Here is a 15,814-nt window from a genome sequence, read left to right on the forward strand (position 1 = left end):
AAGATATGCTTATTCTGAAATTTAAATAGATAGTCATAGTGCTATTGATTGAGGCGATTATGAAAAGTTCAAATAGTGCAGCTGTAGCAGGCAGTAATGACGATGCAGTATTACAATGGGTGACTTTTAAGTTAGATAACGAAACTTATGGCATCAATGTAATGCAGGTACAAGAAGTGCTGCGTTATACCGACATAGCTCCCGTTCCAGGTGCACCGCTCTATGTCCTCGGGATCATTAATCTACGTGGTAATGTAGTGACAGTTATCGATACGCGTTCACGTTTTGGTCTCGCCTCGGCAGACGTTAATGATGCTACTCGTATTGTGATTATCGAAGCTGAAAAGCAAGTTATTGGCATTTTGGTCGATAGCGTTGCAGAAGTTGTTTATCTTCGCCGTTCAGAGATTGATAATGCACCAAATGTGGGTACTGAAGAGAGTACTAAGTTTATCCAAGGCGTGAGCAATCGTGAGAACGAGCTATTAATCTTAGTTGATTTAGATAAGCTACTGTCAGATGAAGAGTGGATGGAATTGACAGAGATTTAATGAAGTAAAAGACGGTTCGGGCTGAGACGGTTCGATCTGAGGCCTGAAAGCCGGTAAAAAGCCGAATAAAAGCCGGTTTAGAGACGGTTCGAGCTGAGACTTGAAAGCCGGTAAAGAGACGGTTGAAAGCCGAATAAAAGCCGGTTTAGAGACGGTTAAAAGCCGATTTAAAGACGGTTCGAGCTGAGACTTGAAAGCCGGTAAAGAGCCGAATAAAAGCCGATAGTGCTGAGACGATGATCGGTTAAGAGCCGGTTTAAAGACGGTTCGGGCTGAGACGGTATAAGCTGAGATGGAAAAGCCAGTACAAACTAAGACGATGAAGTAGAGATGGAAGAAGTTTGCTGGAGCTTAGCTGTATTTTGTTTTAAGCTTTTCTGCTTTTTCCGTAAGCGAAGCGTTACGTAGTGACGCAGTCGCGTTCCGTTATCCGTATGCGAAGCGTTCGTCTTAGATTTTAATCCCTTTTAATAAAAGAGCCATTAATGATCACAACTGAACTGCTTATTGCTGCTGCGATATTATTTGTCGTTACCTGTATCTTGCTCGGCCTGTTTTTACAAAAACAGGCGGAAAAGCTGCGCACAAAAGTCGAGGCGTTAACCTTATTGGTTAAAGATGGCGATAAGCAAAGAGAAGCGGTTAAGCGAGAACTTCAAGAGCTCAGAAGTGGCACTATTGGCGTGGGTCGCAGAGTGCTAGAGCTGGAAAAGAAGCTGCAACAGCAAGATGTCAAACTTGACGAAGCCAATCAACAAGATCCACAAACCCGATTGTATTCCCGGGCGATGAAAATGGTCAGTCTTGGCGCTGGAATTGACGAGCTGATCCAAGAGTGTGAGCTACCAAAAGCGGAAGCCGAATTGCTGATCCATTTGCATGGAAAGAACAGTAAGAGTCGGTAAAAGCTGATTAAAAGCCGGGTTAGAGCTGATTAAAGGTCGATTAAGGGCCGGTAGAGCTAAGACGGTGAGAATCGGTTAAAAGCCGGGTTAGAGCCGAATAAACTGAGACGGTTTAAGCTGATTAAAGCCGGTTAAGAGCCGATTAAGAGCCGATTAAGAGCAGGGGAAAAGCCGAACAATCTGAGAAGGTCGGCATTTATACCGTCGCTTTGCTCTTTTCTAGTTTTTACCGTAAGCGAAGCGTTCCGTAGTGACGAAGTCGCGTGCCGTAAGGCCATCGGCCGTTCATCTAAGACTTTACCGTCTTTGCTCGTTTTTACTGTAAGCGAAGCGTTCCGTAGTGACGGAGTCGCGTGCCGTGAGGCCATAGGCCGTTCATCTAAGACTTTACCGTCTTTGCTAGTTTTTACCGTAAGCGAAGCGTGCCGTAGTGACAAAGTCGCGTGCCGTAAGGCCATCGGCCGTTCGTCTAAGACTTTACCGTCTTAGCTTTAAACCTCTTCCATTATTTTCTGATGCATGTTGTTCCATTTCTCTGGAAATTTGCCATCAAGCACATAAGCAAACGCGATCAGCTCTGCGATAAGCAAGTAGAGCTCTTTAGGGATCGCATCACCCACTTCCAGCTTGTGTAGAAAATCACATAAGTGTTCATCTTGATGAATATAAACGCCAGCTTCTTCAGCCAAAGCAATCATCTCTTGCGCTAATGCATCTTCAGCTATAGCGGATACCGTTGGAGCTGAGCCTTTATCGTATTTTAATGCAACGGCTTTGGTTGGCTGTTCATGGTTACTCATCTAACACCTTTTTAATTTTCTATTGCCATAATTACACTTTCACTTTAACTAGGTAGTGCTCACCTGGAAGTAAAGTGGCAGGTACCGATTGCTTGTGGGTGTTTACGCTGCTAATTGATATTCCTAACTGCTCTACTTTACAGCTAAGACTTGGGCTGAGTAATTTTACTTTGTTTAACAGTGTCTCACTATCACTGGCGAAATCGACCGATAAGCGTAACTGATGGTCTGTTGTTTCAGCAGCATGCGCAGTGGCTGTGATCAATAAGGGGCCGCCAGACAAGTTAAATTTGAGTCTAAGTGTCCATTTATCGCTGCGTTTAGATTGATCCTCTACCTGCTCAAAATGGCCTTCAAACTGCTCTTGATAATGATTGATGGAGTAGGGCAAGGCAAAGTACCAATGGTTAACACCGTCGAGTGTGCCAGATTGCTGCTGATATAGATTTAGGTTGTTGAGTAAACTTGCCAAAGAGGTATGGGTGCTCGTTGCTTCAAGTAATGACAATAGCTGCGGTGAAAGTCCAAGTTGGGCTTGTAATAACGCCAGCCTGTCTTGCAATGCGGGGCTTAACCCTTGGTTTATGGCTGCATGGCCGAGCATAAGCTGGCACAGTAAACTTAAGCTGCTGATATGGGTGGTAGGTGCCGTATTCCATGTGGCAGGGTCAACGTTGAGTTTAGTGAGGCTCAACAGTGCTTGTTGTAGCCTTTTGGGCTCACTTAACAATGGTATTGATTCAGGGGTCAGTTTTGGTATTAATTTAAACAGTGAACTTGCCAAGCTTGTTAGCGGCGAGCAGTGCTTAACGGATGCTCTTGGCAATCCGCCCGCTTTTGCTAATGCTGACGCCAAATAAAGGTTGTGGTTTTGATTGGTGGACGGACTCTGGATATTGGGCTGGTTTTTGCTATGACTCACAGCCAATGAGCTTGCTGAGCTTTTTGACTCTAATGGTGATGAGGCAAGTGTTCTGGGTAATGGGGTATTTTCAAGTTGTTTGAATAGCTGTTGATATTCATAGTTAACATTGGTTTTAGCTTTACCTGTTTGCACTGTGGATTGAGCCAAGTCGTGTGCATTTTGCTGCAGGTTATTATGCTTAAGTTGACCGTCAAAACTGATGGGGAGCTTAGCTTGAATAGGCGACAGTTTGAGTAACAGTTGCTGCTCTTTCGTTTTGATGGCGACGGAGTACTCACCATCGGGTAGCGAGGCTAGCATCAGCAGCGTTAGATTGGGTCCATTATTAAACTGCAGTTCAGTCCCTTGGTTTTTGGCATTCGGTAACAAGTACCCCTCAGCTTTTCTGCCAAGATTGAGTAGCTTTCGTTCAGAAATATTATTTCGGTTTGCGAGTGCTAACATCGCCTTAGGCATAGGAAAATAGAGAGATTGACCTATGGTAAGCAACTGCATCTGGGTCGCATTAGTGGCAAGCGTATTTTGCTGCACTATATTAAGTAGGAAAGAATGCGCTTTAGTCAGCAGTTGTGCAGCATGCGGCGTTTCCAGTATGACGGTATGTGTTTGTCCTGAAAATTGCAGCAGCGTACCATTTTTGCTCATTGTCGCAGTGACAGGAATAAGCGAAGTTGAACTGGCTGATAACGGCACATTTATGGACGCCTTATCCCCTTTTACAGCAGCTGAAACTGAGTTAACAACGTTTTCCAAAAGTCGGTCCTGTTTTAGCCAATAAATCGATATGTATTATCACAATATTATGTTTGACCTCGCGGCTGTACTGAGTATCCTATGCCGTCTTACTCGGGCAATCATAATATTTATCGTTAATAACGTTAGATATAGCTTAATGATGCGGTCTTATCACTGTATCGGCAGCAAACTGAAAAGACTTTAGTCGAACAGTCGCAGTAAGAAATTTAGCCCCTTTTTCAAAGAGACAATTATGAAGTGTAAATGGATTGTGCTTTCTCTGGCGATAGTTGGATTTTCTACCATAGCTGCAGAAGATAACACCACGGAAGGTAATGAAGTAACAGTCACCTACAATGACCCGCGAGACCCTATTGAGGGGTTTAACCGAGCCATGTGGGATCTCAACTATTTGTATCTGGATCGATATTTTTATCGGCCAGTCGCGCATGGTTATAACGACTATGTGCCGCGCCCGGTTAAAAGTGGCATTAATAATTTCGTGCTTAACCTCGAGGAGCCAAGCAGTATTGTCAATAATACGTTGCAAGGCAAGTGGGGCTGGGCCGCAAATGCAGGTGGTCGTTTTACCGTCAACACCACTTTAGGCTTATTAGGCGTGGTAGATGTTGCTGAAATGATGGGCATGACACGTAAGCAAGATAACTTCAACGAAGTGCTAGGTTATTACGGCGTTCCTAACGGTCCCTATTTCATGGCGCCTTTTATAGGTCCCTATGTTACAAGAGAACTCGCATCTGATTGGGTTGATGATCTATACTTTCCTTTATCAGAGCTAACATTTTGGCAGACAGTGCTAAAGTGGGGTCTTAAAAGCCTGCACCAAAGGGCATCTGCAATCGATCAGGAGAGATTGGTTGATAATGCGCTCGATCCATATATTTTTGTCAAGGATGCATATTTTCAGCATATGGATTACAAAGTATATGATGGCGATATTCCTCAAAATGAAGATGACGACGATCTACTTGATGAATACATGCAGGAACTTGAGTAAATAATTATATTGTCGGTCATGAATAGAAAAGTGAGCCGACATAAAGCGGAAACATACAAACAAGGATGTGAGTTTACGCTGTTGTGAGTTAAGGGCAGCAAATGGCGCTAAAAGAACTAACTATTCTGTTCGTGGAGGACGATCCCGTCTTCCGCAAAATTGTTACGGCTTTTTTAGAGAGCCGAGGTGCCATTATTATCGAAGCAGATGATGGCGAACTAGGGTTAAATTGTTTTAAAAAACAAGATTTCGATGTTGTACTCGCTGATTTGAGCATGCCAAACCTTGGCGGCTTAGAAATGCTAAAGGCCATGAATAAATACCGTCCAGGTACCCCCTCTATTATCATTTCTGGCAATCAAGCAATGTCTAATGTGGTTGATGCACTCAGAAACGGCGCCAGTGATTATCTGGTAAAACCTGTAGCGGATCTGTACCTCATCGAAAATGCGATTCAAGAGTGTTTAAATGGCTCATTGGAGGAGTCATTACAAATTGATGAATTGGAATCGCTGTCTTACATGGAGTTAAATCAGAACCTTGAGCTGTTAGAGCAAAGCGAGGAAGCGGCTAAAAGCGTACAGCAACAACTCTTCCCGCCAAGTCGAATCGAGTACAGTAAAGCAGCCATAGATTATAGTCTGTTTAATACTAACGAAGTCAGTGCCCATTTTATCGATACTGCCATGTTAGACGATAGCCATATCATGATGTATATGGCACATTTTCAGCCTCACGATAATCGTGCAGCCTTTGCAAGTGTTTTGCTAAAGAGTTTTGTCAATCATAAGCTTAAGCGCTATCAGAACAAATTGTCGACAGTGATAGCAGAGCCTTTCAATATGCTAAGTTATCTCAATGATCGCATGCTAAAATCCGGTTTAGATATTTACGTTGATATGACTTACGTGGTGATCAATCTCAGTAATTACCGTGTTGCAATAGCCCAAGCTGGCGCAGAGTTTCGTTGTTATCTGCGAAACAGTGAAGGGTTGTCGCCACTGGCATTAGCCGAAACACTGCAACTTGGCATGGTAAACTGGGGAAACCCCTCCATTCAGTTTCGAACCCTGATGCCAGGTGAGCAATTGTGTATATCTACCAACGTCAGTGAACACAAACGACAACTGCTGAACGACCAATTCCACGGCCTTATCCATGACACCAACACCCCCCCAGGCGGTTATATTCAGCTTTCGGCGTCTTGAGGTCGAAAGCTAGGACGGTTAGAAGCCGGATAAATGCCGGATAAATACCGATTAAGAGCCGGTTTAGAGACGGTTCGAGCAGAGACTTGAGAGCCGGTTTGAACCGGATAGGGCTAAGACGATACAGGCTGAGACGATACAGGCTGAGACCATACAGGCTGAGACGATACAGGCTGAGACGATTCAAGCTGAGAAGGTTACGAGCCGGATAAGCTAGGACGGTTAGAAGCCGGATAAATGCCGGTTAAGAGCAGGTTTAAAGACGGTTCGAGCAGAGACTTGAGAGCCGGTTTGGAGCCGGATAGTGCTAAGACGATACAGGCTGAGACGATTCAAGCTGAGACGATACAGGCTGAGACGATACAGGCTGAGACGATACAGGCTGAGACGATACAGGCTGAGACGATACAGGCTGAGACGATACAGGCTGAGACGATACAGGCTGAGACGATACAGGCTGAGAAGGTTACGAGCTGAATAAGCTGAGATTAAAATAAGGAATGGGTATTCAAGGATGAATAATATGAAATTTAAGAAGTTAGAAATTTGGGAGCGATCGTGTGCGCTCAGTTGTTCGATTTATGAGTTAACGAAAGACACACGAGATTTCGGCTTTAAGGATCAAATAACCAGAGCGGGATTATCAATCCCTTCCAATATTGCAGAAGGAATAGAAAGGGAGTCAATAAAAGAGCAGATCCGTTTTCTATACATATCAAAGGCTTCAGCTGCTGAAGTTATCACCCAATTAACAATAGGAATTAAAATCGGCTATCTTGAATCTAATTCAGGTGTTCAATTAATCAGAGAAACAGAAAGTATAATAATGATGACAGCCGCCCTTATTCGCACAAAGAAAAGATTACTCACTTAACCAAAAAACCTCAAATATTTTATCAAACCTTACTTCATCTCAGTTCTATCCAGCTCTAACCGGCTTTTATCTCGGCTTTAACTCGGCTTTTAACCGACTCCAAACCGTCTTTTACCATCTCAGCTCATCCGGCCCTAAACCGGCATTTAATCGATTTTCGACTATAACTCTGCTTCTAACCGTCTCTGCTTACCATCTCAGCACTCTTCGGCTCCCAGGACCTTCGCTCTTTCCGTCTCAGCTTAAATCGGCTTGTCACTTTCTCAGCTCATCCGGCTCTAAACCATCTCTTAATCGATTTTGACTTTAACTCGGCTTCTAACCGTCTCTGCTTACCATCTCAGCTTAAACCGGCACTTATCCGACTCTCAGCTCATCCGGCTCCAAACCGGCTCTAAACCTTCTCAGCTTAAACCGGCACTTATCCGACTCTCAGCTCATTCGGCTCCAAACCGGCTTTTAACCTTCTCTCATCTTACAATCGGATTTTCTTTACCCAAACAAAAAGCCAGAAGATAAACTCTTCTGGCTTTGCTGTTTTCTAGCTTTTCCGGCTCTAGCTCGGCTTTAACCGTCTTAGCTCATCCGGCTTTAACTCGGCTTCTAACCGTCTTAGCTTAAACCGGCACTTATCCGGCTCTCAGCTCATTCGACACTTATCCGGCTTTTAACTATCTCTTGATAGCTTCATGCTCTGCAGTAACGGCAATCTCTTGCTCAAGAATTTCTTCTTCAGTGTCAGCATGGCCTTCAGCGCCGTGCATCCAATTAACAAGTTTATCAGCCATGAAGTAAAGGATGATGCCAGAAACTGTTGCAGTGATTGCTATACCAGCAAAGATCCCCATGGCGTTAGCCAATTGTTCTTCTTTAGTACCATCGTGGCCGATGAATGAACCAACAATACCACCAATCTTATTGGCCGCTGCAATAAAGAGAAACCATGCACCCATAAGTAACGAAGCAATACGCAATGGAGCAAGCTTAGTCACCATAGACAGACCAATAGGAGACAAACATAGTTCACCCATTGTATGGAAGAAGTAAGCACCGACTAACCACCACATGCTTGACTTAACATCAGCACTACCGTCCATTTCCATAACAGCACCCATCATAAATAGGAAACCGACAGCAAGTAGAACTAAGCCAAGGGCAAACTTAACCGGAGAGTTAGGCTCGTTCTTACCCAAGCGGATCCAGATAGAAGCAATTACTGGGGCAAAAACAACGATGAAAATAGCATTCAGAGACTGGAACCAAGTCGTTGGTACTTCAAAGCTACCAATTGATCGGTCGGTAAATTCGTTAGTGAATAGGTTAAGTAGACCACCGGCTTGTTCGAAACCCGCCCAGAAAATGATGGTGAACAGACCCATGACCATAATCACCTTAATGCGATCACGTTCAATTTTGGTTAATGGTTCTTTTCGCACAATACCGCTTGCCGCTGACTTTTCTTTATCAACTTTAGCAGCAGGGTAGCGACCGATATCACCAAGCAGTTTCTGAGCAAATATGTACTGGATAATCAAAGAGAAAATCATACCTACACCAGCGCAGAAGAAACCTGCTTGCCAGTTGTTAATGAAGACTTCTTGTCCTTCAAATATGACTGTTTGACCAAATGAAGTATAAGCCCAAGCAACAACAAAGCCCGCGAGTGCAGCACCCACGTTGATACCCATATAAAAGATAGTGAATGCACCATCACGACGATGATCGCCTTCTTTATAGAGATCGCCAACCATGGTAGAGATATTTGGCTTAAATAGTCCGTTACCTATAATCAGTGTGCCTAGACCTATATAAAAGGCCATAGTTTCTGAACCAGGAATCCAACTATGGGGGAAAGCTAGAGTAAATTGACCGATGGCCATTAAGGCGCCACCAATATAGATAGATTTACGTTGACCAAGCACATTATCCGCTAACCAGCCACCGATAAGAGGAGTGAAATAGACTAAACCAGTAAAAGTACCGTAAAGAGAGAGGGCATCTGCACTCGTCCAACCTAAACCGTGACCGCCTTCGCCTTGTACTTTATCTACAAGATATAACACCAAAATGGCGCGCATCGCGTAATAACTAAATCGTTCCCATAATTCTGTTGTAAACAACAGGAACAGTCCCTTCGGATGCCCAAGCATCGTCCCCTGGGGTTTTATTCCGCTCATTTGTTCTTCCACCTTCAGCTTGTGATTACCTGTGGGTTAATAAAAACCACAGAAATAGTTTTGCTTAAATTAGCTTAACCTAATGCGTGAGATATATTCGCTGTAAATGTTATCTTCAGCATCTATATGTAACGTATTTGATCGCACTGTTACGGGCTTATATTCTAATTTTTATTATTTGAAGCTAAAAATAGCGCCAAATGCGATAAAGCCCACCTTATATACCCTTTTAAGGGGCCTTAAGTCAATTTTAAGGAAGTGACTGCTGAGATAATAACCACTCAAAGCGAATGCATTTATATCTTGCTAGACTTGAGACCAGTATTGGAAAAACAGATAGAATTTACTTTCATTGTGACAGTGGTTTTTGCTAGAATCTCTCGCCGTGAATGGAGTTCACTATTGTTAAGTTTAATATTGGAGAGGTTTTAATGAAAGCTTGGTACCTGTTGTATTGTAAGCCTCGAGGCGAAGTTCGAGCGCAGCAGAATCTAGCACTTCAAGAAATTGAAACCTATATCCCTACCTACCCTGAAGAAAAGTTACATAAAGGAATAGTAACTGTTCGTCGTGTCTCTATGTTCCCTAGTTATCTCTTTGTCCATTTTGATCCTAAAATCACCAGCGTTGCGCGTATACATAGCACCAGAGGCGTTATTCGTATCATCGGCTGTAAAGAATTGATGACAGCTGTTGATGACGGTATCATTCAAGCCATTAAACTGCGCGAACATTGCTGGTTAAACGAGTTACTACCAAACACCGACTCAGAACAGCAAAATACAGCGGAAGCTGCTATTGAATGTGGCGATAAAGTGAAGTTTGTCGATGGGCCTTTCGCTGAACTCGAGGGTGTTTTCGAAGAGAAAAATGGTGAAAAGCGCTGTTTTGTACTCTTCGACATTATGGGCAAGCAACAAAGGGTTGCTGTCGATAAAGCTGATGTTACCCGTCTAGATTGATATCTTTAAGTAAAAAGCATAACAAACTGAATATATTTGTATCATAAGTGGCGGTGTGAACTCTGTGCGTGAAATACGATTTTTTTTGTAGGAGATTGGCTATAGCGCTTCGATAAGTACAACTTATGTGTTACTAGCGACAAAGAAGCCTGCGTTATAGTACGAGACTATATTTTGACCTGTAAAGCAAAGTGGAATGACGCTATGTATCGGTCGAACATGTGCCGCTTATGCGATTCGTCATGTGGTGAGTGATATCTAAGGCAATATCTTTAACGCAAGACCATGGTTGCAGTACATAGCACTGCAAGTTTTAATGGCGTGGGTAGCGGAATGTTTGAGCACTTGGCGAATGCAGGTTCTTAGAGTTGCTGCTCAACTCTTTTCATTGCTGTATAGTATTTACGAAAATTTACAGCTGGTATTGTTGACCTTAGGCAATTCTGAGGTGTTATTCAGCTTTGTGGCCGAGTTGTAAAAAAATATTAAACGCTAGGGTTAGTATTTGTTGTGTAAAAGGGTAGAGAGCAATAAGTTAATTTAGAAAAACGGGAAAACAGATTGAGTAGAGATATTTTACAAAATCCTAACTTTTATTTTTTCTAAATTTATTTAGCGACTTGCTTAAGTGTTAATTTAGTTTTTACGTAAGTTGCTAAGTGTTTTTGTCAGTGAATTGGGAATGTCCGCATCGCGGATGGGCATGTTGGAAGCCGTAATCCATGGGCGGTAGCGTGTCTAAAACCCCTAAAATCCTACATTTCGGTGTTATTTTTTATGCGTTCCCCTAAGAAATTCAACATCGGGTGCGCTCAGTTATTGGCTTGAACACTAAACTTGAACATTAAGAATGAGCAATATGATTTTTCGACTTTAAACACTTTATACGTTAGCTTTGTCAGTTAGCTCAGCCATTGAGTCGCAAGGCCACTTGTTCTATTACATCGGGTTACTATAAATTGGCCTGGCTAGTCAGCGATTGCTGACTTTTTCATTATTTTTGCTTTCTTCGGAGATTAATCGCGGTGTTACATAAAACCAAAAAAATTATTATAGCTGGCGCAAGTGCTTTGCTGCTTTTAAGCGGTCAAGTACAAGCGGCAATGCCATCTCCGCAAATGATAGAGCAATTTAAAACTCTGCCAGCATCAGAACAACAACGTCTTGCTAAGCAATATGGTATTAGTCCATCGATGTTAGGAGGCTCAGCCTCTGCCCAACAACAGTTAGAAAACCCTCAGTTGGTAAATCCGCGTGGTGATGGACGTAGTAAGGGTAATAGAGCTACAGACGAAGAAGATAAAAACAAAGAACTTACTTTTGAAGATGAAGCTGCTAAAAACGAACTAAAACGATTTGGTTATGATCTCTTTGCAGGCGAGCCGACGACTTTTGCGCCAGTATCAGATGTGCCAGTCCCGAGTGAATATCTTGTTGGTCCAGGCGATAACATCAAAGTTCAGCTTTATGGTAAAGATAACAAGGAATATGACCTAGTCATTAACAGAGAAGGGGTAATACAATTCCCTGAACTAGGGCCTATCACTGTAACCGGATTAAACTTTAGCCAGTTACGAAAAACCCTATCCCAACGCATTAAAAAGCAGATGATTGGTATTCAATCAAATATCACCATGGGCGAACTTCGCTCCATTCGCATTTTTGTTGCAGGTGATGCTTATAAGCCGGGTTCGTATACGGTCTCGAGCCTATCGACCATTACTCAAGCCTTATTTGTCGCAGGTGGTGTTAATGAAATCGGTTCGCTACGTAATATTCAAGTAAAACGTGCTGGTAAGCTGGTCGGCAGCATGGATTTGTACGACCTGTTGCTTCGAGGTGATGCCTCTGGTGACATGCGCTTGCGCTCTGGTGATGTGGTATTTATTCCATCGGTAGGCGGATTAGTCAGCGTTACTGGCGAAGTTCGACGTCCGGCTATTTACGAGCTTAAAAAGCACGAAACAATGGCGCAGGTTATTGAGATGTCGGCGGGTATTAAACCTGGCGCTTATCCAAAACGTAGCAGTGTAGAGCGATTTAATACTAATAGCCTTAGAACCATCGTTAATGTCGATCTTACCTCTAAAAAAGGCAAAGCGACTCCAGCTATTGCAGGTGATGTAATACGTGTGAAAAGTGCAGCATCACAATATGAAGACGCACTCACCGTTGTCGGTGCAGTTGTCAGACCTGGAAAGTATCAGTGGTTTGAAGGACAAAAGGTCAGTGACTTAGTCCCATCTATTTGGGGCGATTTAACGGTTTCAGCTGATTTAGAGTACGCTATTATAGTGCGCGAAATGAATAAGCAGGGTGATATTCAAGTCTATCAGTTCTCGCCCTCTAAAGCGATTAACGGCAAGGTCGCATCTCAAGACCTAATGCTTCGACCGCGTGACAAGGTCATCTTTTTTAACTTCAGCGATATGACTCAGAACCGCTATGAACTGAATAAGTTAGTTAAAGAACGGGTTAAGAAAGTACAATCGTTAGCGGGTGACTCACTTATTGGCAACGATTTGTTTAAAGCGGGTTTCTCTCAACTGAATCAACAGAAATTTGCCGACCGTTCAGAGTTAGGCGGTATCGCAATCAACAGTAAAGCTGAAGAAAACGAAAACACCGCAATCAAAGGTGAGGTCAACAAGATGTTGGTCAACCTGTTTGAAGATAGAGATTTAATCAAGCTCAGCAGTGTGATGAATCGCAGTGAATTGCTTTATCCAGTGATCATGAAGCTTAATAACCAAGGTCGAGCCGGTACAGGTGTTCAGGCTGTGGCCATCAACGGTAAAGTGAATAACCCAGGTATTTATCCTCTTGCCATTAATGCGCGAGTTCAAGACTTAGTTAATGCTGCCGGAGGCCTAGAAGAGGGGGCTTATACAATACGCGCTGAACTCACAAGCACGTTCACTACTGCTGATGGTTCCTCTATTAACCACAAGAATATAGCACTTGATCTTGCCCTGCAGGGCGACGCACAACAAAATGTGTTGCTGAAAGGCCGCGATATCTTAACGGTAATGACAACCCCTGATTGGCAAGAAAATAAGTCAGTTGAAATACGTGGAGAAGTTAAGTTCCCAGGCACTTACAATATCCGCCGCGGTGAGACGTTAGCTGATGTACTAAATCGTGCCGGTGGATTTACTTCATATGCATACCTACCTTCATCAGTATTTGTCCGCGAGTCTGTGCGTCAACAAGAGCAATTAGAAATTAAAAAGCTTGCTGACCAATTACGTCGTGATATCGCTACTCGTGGTGTTTCTAAAGACGGTAACGTTGTAAATTACAGCGATGCGCAGTTAATGTTAACCGATCTCGAAACCATTAAAGCAGTGGGTCGTTTAGTGGTTGATCTCTCTGCTGTATCCGTAGGCATTGAGCAAGCAGACCTGCAATTGGAAGATAAAGATGTTCTATACATCCCATCGACTAAGCAGACTGTTTCGGTTATGGGTGAAGTCCAGCACGCAGCTACGCATCGATTCAAAGACGGCCAAACCATCGACCAATATCTTGCTATGTCGGGTGGTGCTAGAGAACGTGCGGATGATGACAGAACGTATGTCATTAAAGCCGACGGTTCAGTAATGCTTCCAAGTCATTCAATGTGGTTCAGCAGCGAATCAAGCCTGCAACCAGGCGATACTATTATCGTACCGTTAGATACTGAATACAAAGACAGCCTAACGCTTTGGACCCAAGTCACCAGCATCATATACAACACAGCAGTAGCATTCGCCACAGTCGCTAATTTATAAAGTCAGGACGAACGCTGACGCTTACTGACTTTTAGGTTCTTTCCGTAAGTGAAGCGTTCCGTGAGTGAGCTTACGAACGTTCTGTTAGCAGTAAGTGTAACGTTCGTTATTTAAAAACCAAGGATGGTTATGAAATTTCAAAAGTTAGAAGTCTGGCAACTTAGCTATCAACTTTCATGTTCTATTTATTTAGAAACAAAAGAACTGCGAGATTGGGGCTTCAAAGATCAAATAACGCGTTCTGGTTTATCTGTTCCTTCGAACATAGCGGAGGGAATAGAGCGACAGGGACTAAAAGAGCAAGTACATTTTTTGTACATTGCTAAAGCATCACTTGCTGAATTGATGACACAGGCCATGATAGGTAAAGATATAGGTTACTTTGAATCGGACTTTGTTGATGAGCTATTAGAAAAATCTGAGAGAGTATCAGCTATGTTAGCGGGATTGATTAAAAGTATAAAAGTACGCAATCAATCATCTTAGCTTGACGCTGTAACCGTAAACGAAGTGTTCTGTGAGCAAAGCGTTCCGTAAACCGTAGCGCAGCGTTCAGATCTTAGCTTAGAACCGTAAACGAAGTGTTCTGTAAGTGAGCTTGCGAACGTTCCGTCAACCGTATTCAAAAACTTAAATAATGAGATAAGTTTTAAATGTCCAATGAAATGAATAAGTACACACAAGATCAACCCTTTTCTCAAACTACAAGCGACGACGAAATCGACCTTCGCGAACTGTTCTCTGTCATCTGGCAAGGCAAATGGTTAATCATCGCCATCACTGCCGTTTTTGCCATTGGCTCAGTAATCTTTGCCCTTATGCAGCCTAATACCTATAAGTCAGAAGCGTTGCTAGCACCAGCAAGTGAAGAACAGGGCGGGGGATTAAGTGCGTTAGCGGGCCAATTTGGCGGCCTTGCAAGTATGGCCGGTATTAATCTTGGCCGTGGAGGCGGAGTTGATAAAACTCAAATGGCGATAGAGGTCATGAAGTCACGCCAATTTACTAGTCAATTTATCCAAAAGCACAATATTTTACCTGCTCTAATGGCCGTTGATAAATGGAACATGCAAGAAAACAGATTAATATACGATGATGAATTATATGACGTCAGTAAAAAGTCATGGGTTCGTGAAGTAAAAGCACCTTTTAAGCCAGAACCTTCAATGCAAGAGGCATATAAAGTCTTCACTAAAGTGATTTCTGTTAACTCTGTAAAAGAGACCGGGATGGTTACGGTCTCAGTAGAGCATTTATCACCCGCTATCGCACAACAGTGGGTGAGCTGGTTAGTTGAAGATATTAATAAAGTGATGAAAGAGCGGGATGTAGCGGAAGCAAATCGGAGTAGTGAGTTTTTAAATAAGCAAATAGCACTCACTAACGTCGCAGATATTCGTTCAATTCTTTATAAACTCATCGAAGAACAAGCAAAAACAATTATGTTTGCAGAAGTCCGTGATGAATATGTATTTAAAACAATCGACCCAGCACTGGTCCCCGAAGAAAAAGCGGGGCCAAAACGCGCGCTGATTTGTGTCTTAGGTACATTGCTCGGGGGCATGCTAGCGGTAATGCTAGTGCTAATAAGACATTTTGTTAAAAAAGAAGATTAGAAAAGAAGAGCCTATTGGGACTGCCTAAAGAAAACAAAGAAGCAGAAAACAGCGAAACCTGGGGTTTATATGAGATAGCGGCAGGTCGCTATCTAAAAAGGGATAAACAGTGTCTGAGCTGGGTTCGATAGGCTAAGATGTAAAAGTAGTAAAGCTCAATTAGGGTTTGCTGTAGTCATAACTAATAAGAATAAAAGTAATGTTACCTTTTAATACCTTCAAAACGATTATCAAAAATACACCATTAGTCTCTATTGATCTCGTTGTTTA

The 15,814-nt window shown here is 42.9% G+C and carries 13 protein-coding genes; 10 read left to right on the plus strand and 3 right to left on the minus strand.

Going from position 1 to position 15,814, the window contains the following annotated elements; all coding sequences use genetic code 11:
• The first annotated feature begins 59 nt into the window (after positions 1–59).
• Positions 60–551 (plus strand): chemotaxis protein CheW, encoded by a 492-nt coding sequence (locus CXF83_RS09140; protein ID WP_101092194.1) that lies wholly within the window; start codon positions 60–62, stop codon positions 549–551.
• Between the two features lie 488 nt (positions 552–1,039).
• On the plus strand, positions 1,040–1,456 hold the full coding sequence (locus CXF83_RS09145) for a DUF2802 domain-containing protein (RefSeq protein ID WP_180961017.1): 417 nt from the start codon (positions 1,040–1,042) through the stop codon (positions 1,454–1,456).
• A 491-nt stretch (positions 1,457–1,947) separates the two neighbouring features.
• Here the strand turns inward: CXF83_RS09145 and CXF83_RS09150 are convergent, their stop codons facing one another.
• Both CXF83_RS09150 and CXF83_RS09155 read right to left on the minus strand, forming a co-directional pair.
• Positions 1,948–2,256: an EscU/YscU/HrcU family type III secretion system export apparatus switch protein gene (locus CXF83_RS09150; protein ID WP_101092192.1), complete on the minus strand. Its 309-nt coding sequence runs from the start codon at positions 2,254–2,256 to the stop codon at positions 1,948–1,950.
• A 31-nt stretch (positions 2,257–2,287) separates the two neighbouring features.
• The gene (locus CXF83_RS09155) at positions 2,288–3,934 is read right to left on the minus strand and encodes a hypothetical protein (protein ID WP_101097996.1); all 1,647 of its coding nucleotides are present in this window, start codon (positions 3,932–3,934) and stop codon (positions 2,288–2,290) included.
• A 235-nt stretch (positions 3,935–4,169) separates the two neighbouring features.
• Between CXF83_RS09155 and CXF83_RS09160 the strand changes: the two genes are divergently transcribed.
• The 4 genes from CXF83_RS09160 (at position 4,170) to CXF83_RS09175 (ending at position 7,016) form a co-directional block, all read left to right on the plus strand.
• Entirely contained in the window at positions 4,170–4,934 is a 765-nt protein-coding gene (locus CXF83_RS09160) for an MlaA family lipoprotein (RefSeq protein WP_101092190.1), read from the plus strand.
• Between the two features lie 101 nt (positions 4,935–5,035).
• A complete protein-coding gene (locus tag CXF83_RS09165) occupies positions 5,036–6,142 on the plus strand; it encodes a response regulator (protein WP_101092189.1) in 1,107 nt (368 codons plus the stop codon).
• A 237-nt stretch (positions 6,143–6,379) separates the two neighbouring features.
• Positions 6,380–6,619, plus strand: coding sequence for a hypothetical protein (locus tag CXF83_RS22820; protein ID WP_101092188.1), 240 nt, complete (start codon positions 6,380–6,382; stop codon positions 6,617–6,619).
• A gap of 46 nt (positions 6,620–6,665) precedes the next feature.
• A complete protein-coding gene (locus CXF83_RS09175) occupies positions 6,666–7,016 on the plus strand; it encodes a four helix bundle protein (protein ID WP_101092187.1) in 351 nt (116 codons plus the stop codon).
• Between the two features lie 671 nt (positions 7,017–7,687).
• Here CXF83_RS09175 and CXF83_RS09180 read toward each other — a convergent pair.
• On the minus strand, positions 7,688–9,193 hold the full coding sequence (locus CXF83_RS09180) for a peptide MFS transporter (RefSeq protein ID WP_101092186.1): 1,506 nt from the start codon (positions 9,191–9,193) through the stop codon (positions 7,688–7,690).
• Positions 9,194–9,624: 431 nt separating this feature from the next.
• On the opposite strand from CXF83_RS09180, the gene rfaH reads away from it, so the two are divergent.
• The 4 genes from rfaH (at position 9,625) to CXF83_RS09200 (ending at position 15,544) form a co-directional block, all read left to right on the plus strand.
• A complete protein-coding gene (rfaH, locus tag CXF83_RS09185) occupies positions 9,625–10,155 on the plus strand; it encodes a transcription/translation regulatory transformer protein RfaH (protein ID WP_101092185.1) in 531 nt (176 codons plus the stop codon).
• A gap of 1,025 nt (positions 10,156–11,180) precedes the next feature.
• Entirely contained in the window at positions 11,181–13,928 is a 2,748-nt protein-coding gene (locus tag CXF83_RS09190) for an SLBB domain-containing protein (RefSeq protein WP_101092184.1), read from the plus strand.
• Positions 13,929–14,057: 129 nt separating this feature from the next.
• On the plus strand, positions 14,058–14,414 hold the full coding sequence (locus CXF83_RS09195) for a four helix bundle protein (protein WP_101092183.1): 357 nt from the start codon (positions 14,058–14,060) through the stop codon (positions 14,412–14,414).
• A gap of 167 nt (positions 14,415–14,581) precedes the next feature.
• Positions 14,582–15,544: a Wzz/FepE/Etk N-terminal domain-containing protein gene (locus CXF83_RS09200; protein ID WP_101092182.1), complete on the plus strand. Its 963-nt coding sequence runs from the start codon at positions 14,582–14,584 to the stop codon at positions 15,542–15,544.
• The last annotated feature ends 270 nt before the right edge of the window (positions 15,545–15,814 follow it).

The organism is Shewanella sp. Choline-02u-19 (assembly GCF_002836205.1).
GTDB lineage: Bacteria > Pseudomonadota > Gammaproteobacteria > Enterobacterales > Shewanellaceae > Shewanella.